This window comes from Streptomyces sp. NPDC093801, assembly GCF_040701585.1.
Lineage (GTDB): Bacteria > Actinomycetota > Actinomycetes > Streptomycetales > Streptomycetaceae > Streptomyces.
On record NZ_JBFBDP010000048.1, the window covers coordinates 40,174 to 57,752 of the forward strand.

Annotated in this window: 16 protein-coding genes; 12 read left to right on the plus strand and 4 right to left on the minus strand. The window is 75.0% G+C overall.

All coding sequences use genetic code 11. From position 1 onward, the window contains the following. Positions 1 to 26: 26 nt before the first annotated feature. The 5 genes from lanKC to AB0469_RS36850 all read left to right on the plus strand — a co-directional run bounded on the left by lanKC (position 27) and on the right by AB0469_RS36850 (position 4,762). Positions 27 to 2,591 (plus strand): class III lanthionine synthetase LanKC, encoded by a 2,565-nt coding sequence (lanKC, locus tag AB0469_RS36830; protein WP_366455929.1) that lies wholly within the window; start codon positions 27 to 29, stop codon positions 2,589 to 2,591. Positions 2,592 to 2,650: 59 nt separating this feature from the next. Continuing rightward, positions 2,651 to 2,752 carry a class III lanthipeptide gene (locus tag AB0469_RS36835; protein ID WP_266844955.1) on the plus strand — a complete coding sequence of 34 codons (102 nt, stop codon included), beginning with the start codon at positions 2,651 to 2,653 and terminating at the stop codon, positions 2,750 to 2,752. Between the two features lie 213 nt (positions 2,753 to 2,965). Beyond that, positions 2,966 to 3,070, plus strand: a complete 105-nt coding sequence (locus AB0469_RS36840; RefSeq protein WP_366455930.1) for a class III lanthipeptide — start codon at positions 2,966 to 2,968, stop codon at positions 3,068 to 3,070. Positions 3,071 to 3,120: 50 nt separating this feature from the next. Next, a complete protein-coding gene (locus AB0469_RS36845; RefSeq protein WP_366455930.1) occupies positions 3,121 to 3,225 on the plus strand; it encodes a class III lanthipeptide in 105 nt (34 codons plus the stop codon). Positions 3,226 to 3,496: 271 nt separating this feature from the next. Then, positions 3,497 to 4,762, plus strand: coding sequence for a helix-turn-helix transcriptional regulator (locus AB0469_RS36850; RefSeq protein WP_366455931.1), 1,266 nt, complete (start codon positions 3,497 to 3,499; stop codon positions 4,760 to 4,762). Between the two features lie 313 nt (positions 4,763 to 5,075). On the opposite strand, the gene AB0469_RS36855 is transcribed toward AB0469_RS36850, so the two are convergent. After that, positions 5,076 to 5,750: a hypothetical protein gene (locus tag AB0469_RS36855; RefSeq protein ID WP_366455932.1), complete on the minus strand. Its 675-nt coding sequence runs from the start codon at positions 5,748 to 5,750 to the stop codon at positions 5,076 to 5,078. Positions 5,751 to 5,947: 197 nt separating this feature from the next. Then, positions 5,948 to 6,175: a hypothetical protein gene (locus AB0469_RS36860; protein WP_366455933.1), complete on the minus strand. Its 228-nt coding sequence runs from the start codon at positions 6,173 to 6,175 to the stop codon at positions 5,948 to 5,950. A 181-nt stretch (positions 6,176 to 6,356) separates the two neighbouring features. On the opposite strand from AB0469_RS36860, the gene AB0469_RS36865 reads away from it, so the two are divergent. The 4 genes from AB0469_RS36865 (at position 6,357) to AB0469_RS36880 (ending at position 9,325) form a co-directional block, all read left to right on the plus strand. Beyond that, positions 6,357 to 7,007, plus strand: a complete 651-nt coding sequence (locus tag AB0469_RS36865) for a maleylpyruvate isomerase family mycothiol-dependent enzyme (RefSeq protein ID WP_366455934.1) — start codon at positions 6,357 to 6,359, stop codon at positions 7,005 to 7,007. A 5-nt stretch (positions 7,008 to 7,012) separates the two neighbouring features. After that, positions 7,013 to 7,510, plus strand: coding sequence for an anthrone oxygenase family protein (locus AB0469_RS36870; protein ID WP_366455935.1), 498 nt, complete (start codon positions 7,013 to 7,015; stop codon positions 7,508 to 7,510). Positions 7,511 to 7,524: 14 nt separating this feature from the next. Next, a complete protein-coding gene (locus AB0469_RS36875; protein WP_366455936.1) occupies positions 7,525 to 8,259 on the plus strand; it encodes a helix-turn-helix domain-containing protein in 735 nt (244 codons plus the stop codon). A gap of 118 nt (positions 8,260 to 8,377) precedes the next feature. Next, positions 8,378 to 9,325 (plus strand): DMT family transporter, encoded by a 948-nt coding sequence (locus tag AB0469_RS36880; protein WP_366455937.1) that lies wholly within the window; start codon positions 8,378 to 8,380, stop codon positions 9,323 to 9,325. A gap of 21 nt (positions 9,326 to 9,346) precedes the next feature. Here the strand turns inward: AB0469_RS36880 and AB0469_RS36885 are convergent, their stop codons facing one another. Next, entirely contained in the window at positions 9,347 to 10,399 is a 1,053-nt protein-coding gene (locus AB0469_RS36885) for a YncE family protein (RefSeq protein WP_366455938.1), read from the minus strand. 149 nt (positions 10,400 to 10,548) lie between these two features. Between AB0469_RS36885 and AB0469_RS36890 the strand changes: the two genes are divergently transcribed. Further along, positions 10,549 to 11,466: a LysR family transcriptional regulator gene (locus AB0469_RS36890; protein ID WP_366455940.1), complete on the plus strand. Its 918-nt coding sequence runs from the start codon at positions 10,549 to 10,551 to the stop codon at positions 11,464 to 11,466. Between the two features lie 221 nt (positions 11,467 to 11,687). Here AB0469_RS36890 and AB0469_RS36895 read toward each other — a convergent pair whose 3' ends face one another. Beyond that, positions 11,688 to 12,500 (minus strand): 4'-phosphopantetheinyl transferase superfamily protein, encoded by an 813-nt coding sequence (locus tag AB0469_RS36895; RefSeq protein WP_366455941.1) that lies wholly within the window; start codon positions 12,498 to 12,500, stop codon positions 11,688 to 11,690. Between the two features lie 368 nt (positions 12,501 to 12,868). On the opposite strand from AB0469_RS36895, the gene AB0469_RS36900 reads away from it, so the two are divergent. Both AB0469_RS36900 and AB0469_RS36905 read left to right on the plus strand, forming a co-directional pair. Further along, positions 12,869 to 15,706, plus strand: coding sequence for a LuxR C-terminal-related transcriptional regulator (locus tag AB0469_RS36900; RefSeq protein WP_366455942.1), 2,838 nt, complete (start codon positions 12,869 to 12,871; stop codon positions 15,704 to 15,706). A 407-nt stretch (positions 15,707 to 16,113) separates the two neighbouring features. Next, positions 16,114 to 17,579, plus strand: a 1,466-nt coding sequence (locus AB0469_RS36905) for an AAA family ATPase (RefSeq protein ID WP_366455943.1), incomplete at its 3' end; no start/stop codon positions are given.

Below are 17,579 nucleotides of genomic sequence, written 5' to 3' on the forward strand. Positions count from 1 at the left end.
CCAGCGGATTCCGGCAGGGGGAAGCGATGAACCTGGAACAGATGTACGCGTTCTGCTTGGCCGACCCGGTGTTCTTCGACGTGCCGCAGCGCCTCCGGGACGAGGCCGAACGCTGGACGCCGCCGCAGGTGGGCGACGCGACCCTGGTGCAGGACGACGCCGACGTCTGGGTGCGGGTGTTCTTCGGCCGCACGCTGCCGCTGCAAGGATGGAAGATCCACGTATCGGCGGACGTCCCGGCCGCCCAGGAAGTCCTGGACAGGACCGCCGCCGTCTGCGCCTCCCACCGCGTCGCCTTCAAGTACCTGCGCAGCGGCCGGCTGCTGGCTGCCTTCAACTCCAAGTACGCCCACCGCGGTTCCTCGGGGAAGTTCATCGCCGTCTACCCGGCGGACGAGGCGGAGCTGAAGACGCTGCTGGACGCCCTCACGGACGCACTGGACGGGCAGCGGGGCCCGTACATCCTGTCCGACCTGCGCTGGAGCGAGCGCAGCCCGGTGTTCCTGCGGTACGGGGCGTTCGCCGCGCGGTGGGCCCAGGACGGGGGCGACGCTCCCGTCCTGGCCATCGCCCGGCCGGACGGAACGCCCGTGCCCGATCCGCGGACCGCGGCGTTCACCCCGCCGCAGTGGGCTCCTGTGCCCGGTTTCGTCCGTGAGCGCATCGAACGGTTCAGCGTGCTCAGCCGCGTCGACCTGCCCTACGAGATCGTGCGGCCGCTGCACTTCTCCAACGGGGGCGGGGTCTACCTGGCCAAGGACCCCGGGAGCGGCGACCTGGTCGTGCTGAAGGAGGCGCGGCCCCTGGCCGGGCTCGACGCGCAGGGACGCGACGCCGTCGCCCGGCTGCGGCACGAGCACCGCATGCTCACCGCGCTGGCCGGGACCGGTCTCGTACCGCGGGTGCTGGGCTACGAGACCCACTGGGAACACGACTTCCTCGTGCAGGAGTACATCGACGGCGACGCGCTGGCCAAGGCGGGCGTGCTGCGCCTGCCGCTGGTGCGGCCCGGGGCGACACCGCAGACCTACGCGGAGTACACCCAATGGTCGCTGTCGGTCCTCGACCAGGTCGCCGCGGCGGTCGCCGACGTCCACCGGGCCGGAGTCGTCTTCGGCGATCTGCACCCGAACAACGTCATCGTGCGCCCCGACGACACCATCACCTTCATCGACCTGGAAGCCGCCCACCCCATCGGCGAGCAGCGCACCGGTCTTCTGGGCGCGCCCGGATTCGCGGCACCCGCCCACATCACGGGCACCGACGTCGACACCTACAGCCTGGCCGCCCTGCGCCTGGGCCAGTTCATCCCGCTGACGGCCCTGTCCGGCCCGGATCCGGCCAAGCCCGGCCAGCTCGCACGGTGGGCGCACGAACTCTTCCCCCTGCCGGCCGGCTACGCCCATGACGCCGCAGCCGCCATGGCGGCGATCACGGGTACCGCCGCACCGGCACCACCCGGCCCCGGACCGGTCGGCAAGGACGGGGAGGACTGGGAGCACAACCGGGCGGAGCTCGTCGCGGCGCTCACCGCCTGCGCCACTCTCCACCGGGACGACCGGCTCTTCCCCAATGATCCCGACGGAGCGCGGGAGGGCGGCGGAACCAACCTGTCCCACGGCGCAGCCGGCGTCCTGTACGCCCTGCACGCCACGGGCCACGCCGTCGACCCCGCGTGGACCGGCTGGCTCACCGCCACGACGCTGCGGGACATCGACCGCGCACCCGTCGGCCTCTTCAACGGCTCCTGCGGGGTGGCCACCGTCCTCGACCTCCTGGGACGGCACGAGGAGGCCACCGAGATCCTGGGCCGGGCCCTCGGCCGTACCGGCGAACCGACGAGCCTCGGCCTGCTGACCGGACTGCCCGGCACGGGGCTGACCGCGCTCGGCTTCCACGCCCGTCACGGGGACAGCGGCCACCTCGACCATGCCCGCCGCATCGCCGACCGCGTCGCGGAACGCATCGAAGCCACACTCGGCCACCCGGCCGGCAAGAAACCCGGCGCGGGCCTCACCACAGGAGCGGCCGGAGCCGCACTGTTCCTCGTCCGCATGCACGAACGCACCGGCGAGCCCGGATACCTCGACCTCGCCGAGAGGGCACTGCGCCGCGACCTCGCCCAGTGCGCCGACGTCGAAGGCTCCCTGCAGGTCGACGACGGCTGGCGGTCCGTTCTCTACCTCGGCACCGGATCCACCGGCATCGGACTCGCCCTGGCGGCCTTCCTGAAGCACCGCAGCGGCACGGGCCTCACCGAGGCCCTCGCCTCGATCCGGCTGGCGGCGCGCGGCCAGTTCACCGTCTTCCCCGGCCTGCTCGACGGCCGCGCCGGACTGCTGTACTTCCTGACGGCCGCCGGCCACGGCACCGACGACGACGCCGCGCTCCAGGGGCACCTGCGCGACCTGTGGCGGCACGCCGTACCCCACGGTGACGGCCTCGCCTTCCCCGGCAGGCACCTGGTCCGGCTGTCGATGGACCTCGCCACCGGGTCGGCGGGAGTGCTCCTGGCGATGGACGGCGCCCACCGCCGTACCGACCACCTCCTGCCCCTGCTCGGCGGGCCGGCACCGGCCACCGCCGCCTGAAGCCTGCTGCACCGATCCCGGTCCAGCGAACCCCCCACCGCCGGAAGGAGGTGAACACCATGTCCGTCCTCAACCTCCAGCAGCTGGAGATCGCCGAGGAGGAAGGCGCCGCACTGCTCGCCAGCGCCATCAGCTACGCGTGCCACGGCACCGCCGCCTGAGCCGTCTCCCGCCTCCGGCGGGAGCGCCCGGCCCTGCACTGACGGTCAGGAGGTGAACACCATGTCCGTCCTCAACCTCCAGCAGCTGGAGATCGCCGAAGAGGAAGGCGGCCTCCTGCTCCTGAGCACCGCCAGCTACCAGTGCATCACCGCCGGCCGCTGAACCACCTGCGGCACACCCGCCCGTACGAGCACCGAAAGGAGGTGAACACCATGTCCGTCCTCAACCTCCAGCAGCTGGAGATCGCCGAGGAGGAAGGCGGCCTGCTCCTCATGAGCAGCGCCAGCTTCCAGTGCCACAACACCAGCTTCCACTAAGCCACGGGCAGCACACCTGCCCGCACGCGCACGGAAAGGAGGTGAACACCATGTCCGTCCTCAACCTTCAGCAGCTGGAGATCGCCGAGGAGGAAGGCGGCCTGCTCCTCATGAGCAGCGCCAGCTTCCAGTGCCACAACACCAGCTTCCACTGAACCACGGGTGACACACCCGTCCGGCTGTGGTGGTGACGATCCGTTCGCGGATCAGAACGGTCTGCGGGGCAGCGGCCCCGCAGACCGTTCCGTCATGTCACGCGGCCGTTGCGACTGCGCGGAAGCAGCGAAGCCGACCTGCCGATCGCGACAACTCCACCGAGACGTACGGCATGAGGGACGGGGCACCCGCGCGAGGACAGCGGCGGATCCGTAAGCGATCATCTGTGTGCCATGCACTTTTTTTGGAGGCACGCACATGGAGACGGGCTTGGACGCGGGCGTGCCCGAGGTCGACAACGCGGCGATCGTGCTGTACCGGTGGATACTCGTGCAGGGCGGACTTTCGTCATCGACCGTGGCGAGGGCCGCGGCCGAGACCGGTCTGACGGAGGAGGAGTGCCGCGCCGCGGTCGCCACGCTCACCGGTACCTGTCTCGTGCAGGCCGACGGCGAGGGATGGCAGGCCGTCAGCCCACAGGCGGCGGGGGCGCGGCTGCTGTCCGAACCGGAAGCCGCGCTGCGCGCACAGGAGGAGATGCTGCGGGCGCGCCGGGACGAACTCCAACGACGGCGTGATGCGCTCACCGGCCTCATCCCCGTCTACCTCCAGGCCCGACAGCATTCCTTCCCCCAGGGCACGATCGACCACCTCCCCGACCAGTTCGCGGTACGCGCGCTCCTCACCGACGTCATCGACAGCTGCCGCGCCGAAGTGCTCGTGTCCAAGCACGGCGGCTCCTTCCCACAGGCCGCGCTGCGCGAGGCGCTGCCACGTGACCTGGCACTGCTGGAGCGGGGCATACGGATGTGCAGTCTCTACCAGCACGCCACCCGCTTCGACCCAGCGACACGGGCACATGCCGAGCGCCTGGTCGCAGCGGGAGCGGAGATCCGCACGCTGCCCGAGGCGCTCCCCCAGATGATCATCGTCGACAGGGAGCTGGGCTTCCTGCCGTCCCGGTCCGGCGGGGCGCTGCTGATCCGGGAGCCGGACCTGCTCGGCTATCTCCTGGACGTCTTCCACCGGGACTGGGAGTACGCGACGCCGTTCGCGACGGGCCCGCAGGCCGCGCACGACATCTCGGAGACGGTCAAAGAGAGCATCCTGACGCTCCTGGCCAAAGGCCTGAAGGACGATTCGATCGCGCGACGCCTGGGCATATCGCTACGGACCTGCCGCCGCCACGTCGCGGAGCTGCTGATCGCGCTGGGCGCGAACAGCCGCTTCCAGGCCGGGGTGATAGCCCAACAGCAGGGTCTCGCGGGGACGCGCGGGCCGATTCAGGAGCAGGCGGCATCGGCGCCGAGCGCCCCTTCCACGTCGGCACGGAGGCCCACACGCCTTCCGGATCCGACCGGGCCGGACAGTCCGCTCCGCTGCGTCGGCTGCGGTGCACCGCTCCCCGTGGCCGTGGGCCGCCGCCTGAAACAGGGTCGGCCGGCCCGGCACTGCTCGGCTTCCTGCCGGGCGCGGGCCTACCGGGCCCGCCGCAAGCCGGGGGCCGGCGGCAACGGGCCCGGCACCGGCACGTGACGAACTCTCCATGAAACCGTTCTGGGCCGCAGCCCTCCCGTAGGACTTCGGGACCGGCAATCCCCATCGCCGCCTCCCGGCCCTGGCCCGAGCTCCAGAAGGTGCTGCTCCCCGTGCTTCAGGACGAGCCGGCCGCAGCCGGCTTCATCCCGTCGACTCTGCTCCCCCTCGGGCGTTCCGCCTCTCCTGGGGCACCGACGCCGCCCCTGCCCCAGTTCCCCGTCGGTCAGGATCTCACCGCGTCGGTCCTGACCGACTCGGAGGGCCGGGCCGAGAGGCTGACCGGTCTGCGCCATCCGCCCCGGCCGGGGAGTCAGGCGGCCGGGCCGACCGTGATGCGCTGGTCCGGGTCGGTGGTGTCGTGGACCGTGTACGTGGCCGAGATGGCGGCCGAGGTGATCGAGGTGGGGCAGAAGAAGCCGCCCTCCAGCTTGATCGGCACGGGCGCCGCGGCCAGTCCCAGGGCCGGGGCCGCGACCCCGGCATCCCAGAGGGCCGGGAGGAGGGCGGCGGAACCGGGGGCGGCCGTGACGGCGCAGGAGAGCAGCCCGCTGGTCCGCAGGACGAAGCCGCCCGCCGGCATGGACAGCCGGCCGGTGGTGCCCGCGGCCGCGTACTGGAGCTGTACCTCCCAGGGCCCGCGGTCCTCGTTCGTCTCCACCGCCACGCGCAGCCCCGGCGCGTCGGTGCTGCACTCCTTGAAGACCGGCGGTTTGATCCGCAGCGAGACAGGGCCGGAGGGACGGGCCGCGGCGGAGCCGGAGGGGACCGTGTTGCCCGACGAGGAGGAGCGGGCGCAGGTGACGGTGATCGGCCCGGCCTCGAAGGTCACGGGCCGGTCGGCGACGGCGTCGAACCGGTGCCCGGTGGGAGCCATCGACGTGCCTCCCGGGCCGGCGGCCGAGGCGGCCGTGGGCGCGGGGACGAGCACGCCGCCCAGGGCCAGGCAGACGAGGGGGACCAGCCGAACCTTCCTGATCATTTCCATGGCCCGAGCGTACGGATTCCCGCTCGCCCCGACGCAGGGCCGAACGGCCCGTCCCGCCGGGGAGGTTGGTCCCCGCCGCCGGGACCCTCGGGTCCCGGGCGGGGCGGCGATCCGCGTCCGGCCCGGGGGAGCCGCGGCCCGGCGCGCCGGACGGTGCCGGGCCTTCCCGCCCCCTCGCGCGCGGGAAGGCCCGCCGGTCAGGCGGCCTCCTGGCGTCCGGGCGCCTTCCGCGTCCGCACGCCGCCGAGGACGAGCGCCAGCCCCACGACGGCGATGCCGAGGTAGGCGCCGGACGGAAGGTCGACGAGCTTGTGGAGCCAGCCCCACTCCGCGCCGAAGAAGGTTTGTGAGACGAAGCCGACGAGCCCCTGGGCCCCTACGACGTAGCCGATGCTTTCGACGGTGTATCCGATGGTTGTTCGCACGGACCCACCCTCCTACGGCGCCGCCGCGAGTTCGTCCTCCGCAGGGCCGAAAGCGCGGTAGGCCGAAGGATGCAGTCGCCCACCGGGACCGGCGGCCGACGCCGGGGCATAAGCCCTGGTGCTGGACGGCAGCAGGACTCTCTATTGGCCACGGGAGCCTGCGGCCACCAGGGTGGAACACATGCGAAACGTGACGAACCCTCAAGACGGGCGGACCGCCCTCAAGGCGGTCGTAGCCGCCGAACGCCGCCGGCTGGCCGACCTCTTCGACGGCCTGCGCGAGGACGAGTGGAACGCCCCCAGCCTCTGTGACGGCTGGTCGGTCCGCGAGGTCGTCGCGCACATGTCCATGGGCTTCCGGCTCTCCCTGCCCGCCACCCTGGCCGAACTGGTCAAGGCCCGCGGGAACCTCCACCGCATGACCGACCGCGTCGCCCGCCGGGACGCGGCCGCCCACCCCACCGCCGGGCTCAGCGGCTTCCTGCGGGACAACGCCGACCATCCGTGGACCCCGCCGGTCGGCGGGCTCACGTCGGCCCTCGGGCACGACGTGGTCCACGGGCTGGACGTCACCACCGCCCTCGGGATCGACCGGCGGGTCCCCGAGGACCGCCTGTCCGTCCTGCTCGACGCCGTCGGACCCGGCGGCCTGCGGTTCTTCGGCGTCGACCTCACCGGAGTACGGCTCTGTGCCGAGGACGCCGACTGGTCCTACGGCACCGGGACCCCGGTGTACGGAGCCGCCCAGGACCTCCTCCTCGTCACCTTCGGCCGCCGCCTGCCGCCCGGCCGCCTCCACGGCGACGCCGCCGACCGCTTCACCCGCCGGTGACCGCCGTGCGCACCCGTCTCCTCCAGGCGCTCTCGCTCTTCTCCACGGGCCTGCTGGCCGGGGCCTTCGGCTACGGCGCCGCCAACCTCGTCCCGACGTTCAACGCCGTGCCGATCGACATGAGGCTCGACTTCCACACCGCGCTGATGAGGATGAACGGCATCACCATGCAGGCCACCATGGCGGTCTCGGCCCTCAGCACCCTCGCCCTGGCCGCCTCGCTGCGCGGCCGGGCCCGCGCGCTGGCCGGCGCGGCGGGGCTGCTGACGGTCTCCTCCTTCCTCGTCACCCGGTTCGGGAACGTCCCGATCAACGGCCGCATCAAACAGTGGGCCGCCACCGCACCACCGCCCGGCCACGCGGACGTCCTGCGCCGCTGGGAGCTCTTCAACGACGCCCGCACCGCGACCGCCGCCCTCGCCTTCGCGCTCCTCGTCCTCCTCGCGCTCGACCTCGCCGGAGGAGGTGTGGACCGAACCGTTCGCCGAATACCGAAACGATGAGGCACCCTGGAGCCATGGACCACGCACCTGCTTCCGGGCCGGCGGACTCTCCGGCCCCCGCCGCGCGCCTCGCCGCGCTCGCCGCCGCCCTGGCCGACGAGACCCGGGCCGCCATCTGCATGACCCTGCTGGAGGGGCGCGCCTGGACCGCGGGCGAGCTGGCCCGGATCACCGGGGTCGCCCCGTCCACCGTCAGCGGGCACCTGGCCCGGCTCCTCGATGCGGGGATCTGTGTGACGGAACGGCAGGGGCGGCACAGCTACGTGCGCATCGCCGACGCCGCCACGGCCCGCCTGGTCGACGAGCTTGCCTCCTATGCCGTCCCCGGCCGGGACGCGGCGCACGCCGTACCGGTCGTCGCCGCGCCCGACCCGCTGGTGCGGGCCCGGACCTGCTACGACCACTTCGCCGGGCGGCTCGGCATGGCGGTGACGGACGCGATGGAACGCGGGGGCCTGCTGCACACGGAGGCCGTCTTCGCGCTGACCGCGGAAGGGCTCGACTGGTGCCGCCGGGCGGGCGTCGACGTGGCGGGCGCGGGGCGCAGGCCGCTCGTGAGCTCCTGCCTGGACTGGACCGAACGCCGCCGCCACCTGGGCGGCCTGGTCGGGGCCAGGCTGTGCGCGCGGGCCCTGGAGGAGGCGTGGGTGGTGCGCCCCGAGGGGGGCGGGCGGGGCCTGCTGGTGACGGGCGCGGGGGAGGAGGCCTTCGGCGCACTGCTGGGACTCTCCCCGGCGGCGTGGAGCTAGCGGACGCTCCGCAGGATCGGGCTCGGGATCGGGATCGGGCTCGGGATCGGCACCGGTCCCTTGTTGCAGCAGAAATATTTCGGTGACCGCCGAAGTATTTGGGGATAGGGTGGGAGACATGAAGCCCCTCCCGCGCACCCTCCCGCCCGGATTCCTCACCCTCGGCGCCGTCTGCTGCACGGTGTTCGCCTGGGCGTCGGCCTTCGTCTCCATCCGCAGCGCCGGAGCCGCCTACTCGCCGGGCGCGCTCGCCCTCGGCAGGCTCCTCGCCGCCTCGCTGGCCCTCGTGACGCTCCTGCTCCTGCGTCGTGAGGGCCTGCCCCCGCGCGGTGCCCGGCGAGGCGTCCTGCTGTCCGGACTCGTGTGGTTCGGCGGCTACACGGTCGCGCTGAACTGGGGCGAACGCCTCGTCGACGCCGGCACCGCCTCCCTGCTCGTGAACACCGGGCCGATCCTGATGGCGCTCCTCGCCGCCCGCCTGCTCGGCGAGGCCCTGCCGCCGCGGCTGCTGACGGGCATGGCCGTCTCCTTCGCCGGCGCGGTGGTCGTCGGCCTGTCGATGTCGTCCGGCGGCGACGGCTCCACCTCCGTGCTCGGGGTGGCACTGTGCCTGCTCGGGGCGGTGGCGTACGCGACGGGCGTCGTCGCGCAGAAGCCCGCGCTCTCCTTCGGGACACCGTTGCAGATCACCGCGTACAGCTGCCTCGTCGGCACCGCGGCCTGCCTGCCGTTCACCGGCCGGCTGGTGTCGGAGATCCCGCGGGCCCCGCTGTCGGCCACCCTGAACATGGTCTACCTGGGCGTGGTCCCGACCGCCCTCGCCTTCACCACCTGGACCTACGCCCTCGCCCGCATGCCGGCCGGGAAGCTCGGCGCGACCACCTACGCCGTGCCGGCCGTCGTCGTCCTGCTGAGCTGGATCCTCCTGGGTGAGGTCCCGGCCCGGCTCACCCTCCTCGGTGGCCTGCTCTGCCTGGCCGGGGTGGCGGTCTCCCGCCACCGCCCCCGCACCCAGGAGCCCCCCGCCACCCCGGCGAGCGGCCCCGCCCCCGCACCAGGACGCTAGGCCCCGGCCGGCGCCGGCCGGTTACGCGGGGCGGGGGATGTACGCCAGGCCGTGGGCGCCGGGTTCGGCGAGCTTGGCGATGTCCAGCCGGGCCAGGCGTTCCAGGGTTTCCAGGTCGACGACGTCGACGGTGGAGGAGACGACGCAGGACACGTAGCCGAGCCGGCCGTCGGGGGAGGAGGTGATGGTCAGCGGGAAGAGCCCGACCTCGACCTCGCCCAGCCGCTTGCGGGTGTCGGCGTCGAACACCGTGAGGAGGCCCGGTGCGTGGCGTCCGAGCTGCGCCCCCGGCTCGGCCGTCATGCGCAGCTCGCCCGCGAGGAGCCTGCCCGTGGACGTCAGGTGGACCGGCAGGACGACGTTCTCCGTGGGGAGGGTGTCGACGACGGACGCCGTCCGGGCGTCGATGACCCGGATCCCGGTGGCCGGCCGCTCCTCGGCGCTGCCGGAGAAGTTGCCGTACGGCGCGGCGACGAAGGCGTGCGTGCCGTCGGCGGAGACGGCGAGACCCTCGCTGCCCGGCACCTCGACCTTCGCGGTGAGGACGCCCCGTTCGAGGTCCACGACGGACACGAACGGCGCCTCCTTGTTGGTGGCGAAGCCCGTCCGTCCCGCCGGATCGATCGCGAACCAGTGCGGGCCGGGCGCGTCGGTGTCGATCCTGCCCAGGGGCAGGCGGGAGGCGGTGTCGATCACCACGACGCCGCCGGGCCGGTCCTCGCCGCTCTCGACGCTGACGTAGAGCCGCCCGCGGGCGGTGTCCAACGCCAGGCCGTGCGGACCGTGTTCCGGTGCGAGGTCGACGATGTCGACGATGCGGCGGCTGTCGGGATCGATGACGGCGAGCTCGGTGCGGCGGCCGCCGTTCGCGTGGTAGTAGCCCGAGTGGTACGTCAGCGTGCACCACAGCAGCCGCTGCGTCGGGTCGTAGCACAACTCGTGCGGCTCGGCGGGGACGAGGACGTCGCCGAGGTGCCGGTCGGAGGCGGCGTCGAAGAACGAGACCGTCGGTCCGCTCTGGCTGACGACGGCGAGCACGTCGCCTTCTCGACCGGCGCGGGGGGACTGCTGCACAGCGGCTCCTTGAACGGGGCGGAGTGGGGATGCCGCGCGTTTTCGCGGGCATGTCCACTGTCCGGTGCCGGGGGGTGGTGCAGCAATGCAAAGATTGACACCTAATCATTGCCGTATACGTAACAACGCAGTTCAGGAGATGGGTGTTGATGGATCTCAACCTGCTGCGCGTGCTGGACGCCCTGCTCCAGGAGAACAGCGTGACCCGTGCCGCGGAGCGCCTGGGCACCTCCCCGGCGGCGGTCAGCCGGACCCTGGCGCGGCTGCGCCGCACCGTCGGCGACCCGCTGCTGGTCCGGGCCGGGCAGAGGCTGGTCCCCACTCCGCGCGCCGTGGAACTCCGTGAGGAGGTGGGGGTGTTGCTGCGCAGCTGTGACGACGTGCTGCGGCCCGGCGCGGGGTTCGACGCCGTGCACCTCCAGCGGACCTTCACCGTGCAGGCCGCCGACCTGCTGCTGGTGGGGCTGGCCGGGAGCCTGATCGAGCGGATCCACGCGGTGGCCCCGCAGGTGGACGTGGTCTTCCTGCCGGAGGCGCTGGAGGGCGGTCCCGGATTGCGGCAGGGATGGGTGGACGTCGAGCTGGGGGTCCTCGGACACCTGGACCCGGAGATCCGGACCCGGCCGCTGGCCCGGATGCCGCTGGTGGGGATCGCCCGCAGCGGTCATCCCCTCTTCGACGGGCCGGTCGACGCCCGCCGTTTCGCCGAGGCCGACCACATCGGCATCTCCCGTCTCGGTAAACGCCTCGGGCCCATCGACAGCGCCCTGGCGGAGCTCGGGCTGCGCCGCCGGACCGCGGTCGTCGTACCCAGCCACACGAGCGCGATGATGCTCGCCCGGGACAGCGACCTCGTCGCGCTCAGCCTGGCCGGCTGGCTCCCCGACACCATCGCGGCCATGGGCCTGCGGACGTTCCCCGTCCCGCTGGACCTGGAACCCCTGGACCTGGGGATGGCCTGGCACCCCCGCAACTCGGCCGACCCGGGGCACCGCTGGTTCCGCGAACACCTCGCGGCCGCCGTCACGGCCCCGGCAGGGGAGGGACCGGCAGCCGCCCGAACCTGACGGCCGCTCCTCCGGCCGTCCCCCCGCCGGACCGCAGGGCCGTCCGGCGGGAGGGTGTCCGGGTCCGACGACCGAGGCCGTTCGCGCGGCCGCACGCTTCGATACGGTGATCCAGCGCCCCGACGGCCAGAGGCGGACGACGCGTGCACCTGGACCGGGCGCCCCTGGGAGAGCGGCACGGCCACCACCGCATGGGCGGTGAGCGGTCCGGCGGGCGGAGGTCAGCGGCCGGCCAGGGCGTCGGCGGCGGCTTCGTCCAGGACCCCGAGGTAGCGGGTGCGGAGTGTGATCCCGGGGTCGGTGCCGCCCGGCGCCCGTTCCAGGGCCACGGCCGCCGCGTGCTCCGGCCCCACCGGCACGTCCCGGACCGTCCACCCGGACGGCCGGGCCGGCGCTCCGATGCCGGGGTCGCCCAGGTAGTCCAGGTTCGGGTTGCGGCCCACCCCCGTGCCGAGCCCTTTGAGGTAGGCCTCCTTGCGGGCCCACAGCCGGGCGAAGACGGCGGGCCGCAGGGCGGGCTGCGCGGCGTGGATCGCCCGCTGCTCGGCCGGATGCAGGGCCTCGGCCACGGTCGTCGCCCGGTGCGGCGCCGGCAGCGCCTCCACGTCCACGCCGACCGGCCGCCCGGCCACCCCGATCAGGACCAGGCCGCCCGTGTGGGACAAGGAGAAGTGCGGCGCGCCGGGTCGGTCCAGGGCCGGGCGCCCGTGGGGTCCGCCGCAGCAGGGGCACGAGCGGGACACGAACCGCAATTCCGCCGGAGCGACGCCCTCGTACGCGCTGAGCACCCGGCGCAGCGCGAGGTGCGCGGCCACGTAGCGGCTCCGGTCGAGGGGGAACACGAAAGCGGCGACCCGGGCGCGCTCCTGCGCGTCCAGCGGGGACCGGTCGAGGACCACGGAGCGCAGCCCGGAGTCCGGGACGTGGAACAACCACAGGTCCAGCGAGTCCCCGGCCGGCCGGGAGCGGGGCCCCGGCCAGGGGGCGGGCGGCCAGCCCGGCGGCGGGCAGGACGGCTCCAGGTGGGACAGCACGCAACACTCCGGTGGGTTCGGCGGCCAAATCCTGTCCCGGCACGATAACCCAGCCCCGGGAAACGGGAATTGATGGCCGGATATCGGCTGAACCGTTCCGCTGGACCCCTGCCCCGCGCCTTGCGCGCCGCGGGGATAAGGGAATTCGGGTGCGAGGAAAGGCTGAAATCCATGCGGTTCTCCGCCGGCGGGCGGCCCGCGGTGGCATGTGCCTCGGCCAAGGTCCAGTCCATTCTGGCTCAAATCGAGTGGATCGTCCGCAAGTTGCCACGGCACATCCCTTACGATCTTGGTCACGCAGGGACATTCCGGCGTCGTATCGCCGGATGACCAGAGGCGGTCCCACGAAGGAAGAGGGAAATGCAGTGGTGTTCACCGCTGGAATGGCGCGGGGCCCGGTGCCGGCCCCGGACGCCCCCACCCCTGAACTCGAAACCTTGCTGCGCCACGCCGCCGCGGCCCGTGCGGGCACCGCGCGGGCCGTCCTCGTCAGGGGCCCCGCCGGAATCGGCAGGACCCGCCTGCTGACCCTCGCGCGGCGGCACCTGGAGGCCGACGGCTGGGCCGTGCGCCACACAGCGGGTCCGCAGGACGGCCCGTCCCGCACCCGTGCGGTGGACGTTCTGCTGCCGCCCGGGCCCGGGTCCCCGCTCCCCGCCGCCGGCCTCCGCGACCTCCACCACGACCGGCACGTCCACCACCGGGCGCTGGGCCTGCTCGGCGCCGGCCCCCTGGCCCTGGTGGTCGACGACGCGCAGTGGTGCGACGAAACCTCCCTGCGCTCGGCCGAGTTCATCCTGCGCCACGCCGCCGCCCGGCCCCTCCTCCTGGTCCTCGCGCAGCGCACCGACGCCCCCGGCCCCGGTACCCCCGTACTCGCCGAGATCCTGGCCCGGGGCCGCTGCGCCGTGCTGGAACCCTCCCCGCTCGCCGACGCCGCCATCGCGCACCTGGCGGCCCGGATCCACGGCGGGCCGGCGGACGAACGGTTCGTCCGGCGCTGCGCGGAGCTCACCGGCGGCAACCCGCTGCTCGTGGACCGGCTGCTCACCTCCCTGCGCGCCCTCGGCATCCCGCCCGTCGGGGACGCCGTACACCGGCTGGACGCCGTCCACCAGTGCGTGCTGGCCTCACGGGTCCCCGAGCTGCTGGCCGCGGGCCCGTCCCGCACCCGGCAGGTGGCCACCGCCCTCGCGGTCCTCGGCCGGGCCGCCCCCGACCTGCTCGCGACGCTCTGCGGACTGGACGTCCGGGCCGTGGAATCCGCGCTGGCGGCACTGTGCCGGATCGAGGCCGTGGCGCCCGGCTCCCCGCCGCACATGCGCGAGGGCGTCCGCACCGGGGTGCTGGCCGCCCTGCCCGAACGCGACCTGCGCGACCTGCGGATCCGGGCCGCCCGGGTCCTCAGCGACGCCGGCCGGCCCGCCCCGGAGGTCGCCGAGCAGCTCGCCCCGCTGGACCGGATCGACGAACCGTGGATGTTCGCCGTCCTGCGCGACGCCGCCGCAGAGGCGCCCACCCGGGCGACCGTCAGGGCAGCCGGCCGCTGGCTGCGCGGCGAGGCGGGCCGCGCCCTCACCGACGCCGAACGCGGCGGCCTCCACCTGGAACTGGCCCGCGCCGCCAGCCGTACCGTCGTCACCCCCGCCCACGCCCTCTGGCACCTGCGCCGGGCCCTGGCCCTCACCCCCGACGTGCGCGGACAGGCCCCCGTGGCCGTGCAGTACGCCATGATGGCGCTCGGCACGCGCCGGGCTCCCGAAGGCCTGCGGTTACTGGAGCGGGTGCTGGCCGGCCTGGCCGGCTCCACGGCCGCCGGCGCCGGCCCCGCCGGCCGGGACCTGCGCACGACCGTCGAGTCCGCCCTGCTGGCCACCGCCGTCAACGACCGGACGGCGCTGCCCGCCGCCCGCGCCCGGGCCGCCGCCCTGCCCGTACCGACCGGGCACGGTCCGGCCGACCGGCGCCTGCTCGCGGCGCTCAGCGCCTTCGCCGCCCTGGACGGGGGATCGGCGGCCCGCGCCGCCGCCCTCGCCCGCCAGGCCCTGCGCGGCGACGAACCCGGCACCGCCGGCTGGGGGGTGTTCTGCTCCTCCGCCGTCCTCGCGCTCGCCGACTGCGTGGACGAGGCCCTCGCCGCCCTGGACCGGGTGCTGTCGCCGGCCGAGGAGCACCCCCCGCTGTGGCCCCGGCGCGCCGCGCTCGCCGGGCGTTCCCTGATCCTGTACGGCATCGGCGACGTCGCCGCCGCAGCACGGGACGCCCGGGCCGCGACGGAGGTCACCGGCCCGGCCGGGGCGCCGCCCCTCGCCCACCTCGCACTGAGCTCCGTCCTGCTCTCCCAGGGGGAGGCGGCCCGGGCCGGCGCCGTGCTCGACGGACTCGCCCGCACCGCACGTCACCTGGACCGCAGCGTCTGGGAACGGCACCTCTTCCTGTACACCTCCGGGGAGGTCCGCCGGGAGCGGGGCGACCTCGAAGGGGCGCTCGACCTGTGGCGGCGGTGCGGGCGCAGCCAGGAGGAGGCGGGCATCGCCAACCCGGTCCTGGCCCCCTGGTGGCTGCCGACCGCCACCACGCTGGGCCGGCTGGGCCGGGGCGCCGAGGCCGCCGGGCTCGTCGAGGAGGCCCGGGAGCGCACCCGCAGCTGGGGAACCCCGCGCGCCGTGGGGCTGGGGCTGGTCGCGGCGGCCTCCGTCGTCGGGGGCCGGGACCGGGCGGAGCTGCTGGCCGAGGCGGTGGAGACCCTGGCCGCCTCGCCGGCCCGACTGGAACTGGCCAGGGCCGAGTACAAGCTGGGGCGCGAGCTGCTCGCCCTCGGCGACGCGCGCGCGGCGCGCGGCCACCTGCGCCAGGCCATCGAACTCGCCACCCGCTGCGGCTCCCACGCGCTGACGGCCACCGCCCGCGAGGCGCTGGTCACCGCGGGCGGACGGATGCCGCAGCTGGCCGCGGCCCCCGTGGACTCGCTGACCCCCAGCGAGCGCCGGATCGCCACCCTCGCCCAGCGCGGCCTCAGCAACAAGAAGATCGCGGAGGCGCTGTTCATCACCCCGCGGACAGTGGAGATGCACCTGACCAACGTCTACCGCAAGCTCGACGTCCGGGGCCGCGGCGACCTGCCGCGCGGCCTCGGCTCCCGCGCCCGCCCCGCCGTCCGCTCCGCCGTGCCCCGCCCGGCCGACGGCGTGACGGCCGCGCCCTAGGGCCTGTCGTCGAACTCCCGTCGTCGCCCGGAGGGCGGCCCTGCGGCGTCATGGAGGTCCCCCCTGCCCGAGCGAAGCCGAGGGCTCGGGGGAGCGTGCTCCCGGTGCGCCGGACGCAAGGCCCCGTACCGGACGTACCCGGTCTCGTGCCCGGTGCGGCGAGAGCGCCGGGTACGTGGTCATGCGCCCGGCCTTCCGGGCGACGACGGGGACTTCGACGACGGGGCTTGAGGCGACGCCGGCTTCGGCCGCGGGCCCTGACGGCGCGTCCGGGACGGCTCCCGGACGGGGACGCCGCCCGCCCGCCCGGCGGGGCCGGGGACACAGGGGCCGCCGGCCCCCGCGGAGCGCCGCACGGGCCCGGCGGGGGAGCCCCACCGACACGACATCCAGGAGGACGGACAGCCATGCCACGGACGACAGCCGCCCCGCCGGACCCCGCAGCAGCCCCGCCCGGCCCGCACCCCGGCCCCGGCGGTCCGGCGGTGCCCGTCGGACGGGACCCCGAGGACCGGCTGCTGCGGGACCTGCTGGCCGACCTGCGGCGGGGCCGGCCCGCGCTCGTCGAGGTCCAGGGGCCGCCCGGCATCGGACGCAGCACGCTGCTGGACCACGCGGCGGCCCTCGCCGAGCAGGCCGGAGTACGGGTCGTCGCGGCGGCCGCCTCGCCCGCGGAGACCTGCCTGCCCCACGGGATCGCCGCCCAGCTCCACGCCCAGCTGCTCCCCGGGACCGCCGCACGGGACCTCCCGCCCGGCCCCGCCCGTCCCGGCGGTGAACGGGCCCGCCCGCCCGCCGACCTCTGCGCCCCCTTCCTGGCCGCCGCCCGCAGCCACCCCCTGCTGCTCGTCGTCGACGACACCCAGTGGGCCGACCCCCCGTCGCTGCGCCTGCTGCGGGCACTGGCCCGGCGGCTGGCCGGGGTACCGCTGATGCTGCTCACCTCCCGCAACAGCGCCGCCCGGCCGGACCCCCACGACCGGATCGAGCCCTGCCCGCTGGCCGACGGGCGCTCCGTGGCCCGGTACGCCCTCGACCTGCCCCCGCTGCCCGCCGCAGCCGTCCGCAGGGTCCTGCACGCCACCTGGCCCGACGCCGTCGACGCGGCCTTCCACCAGGAGGCCGCCCGGTGCCTCGACGGCAACCCCGCCCTCCTGCGCTCGGTCGTCGCCCGGTTCGCACGGCACGGCTGGACCCCCCGCACCGGCCACCTCGACCAGCTCGCGGAGAGCACGGCCGAAGCCGTCAGGGAACGCACCGTGCGCACCCTCCCGCTGCTGCCCCCGGAACTCCTCGGCGTGCTGCGCGCGATCGCCGTCGCCGGCCCCGACTGCACCCCCGGCCTGATCGACGCGCTGGCCGCCGGCCCCGGCGCCCCGGGCACCGCCCGGGCCCTGACCCTGCTGTCCGGCACCGGCCTGCTCGCCGACGGCCCCCGCCCCGCCCTGCGCAGTGGAGCCGCCGCCCGGGCCGTCCTGGCCGACCTCGACACCGGGCAGCGGGAGGAGCTCCACGCCCGGGCCGCCGCCTGGGCCCACCGGGCGGCCCTGCCCGACCGCGCCGTCGCCCGGATGCTGCTGGGCGCCGGCCGGATCGGCGCCCCCTGGGCCGTGGCGGCGCTGCGCCGCCGGGCCGCGGAGCACCGGGCGGCCGGCTGCCACGCCCGGGCCGCCCGGCTGCTGGAACGGGCCCTGCGCGAGCCGGTGCCGCAGGCCCTGCGGGTCCGGCTGCTCACCGAACTGGGCACCGCCACGCTCCCCGCCTCGCCCGAGGCCGCGAGCCGCCACCTGTACCGCGCCCTGGACCCCCCGGCGGGCGCGGACCGGTCCGCGCCCGCCGCCCCCCCCCCCGTCCGGGCCCCGCTGCGCGCCGC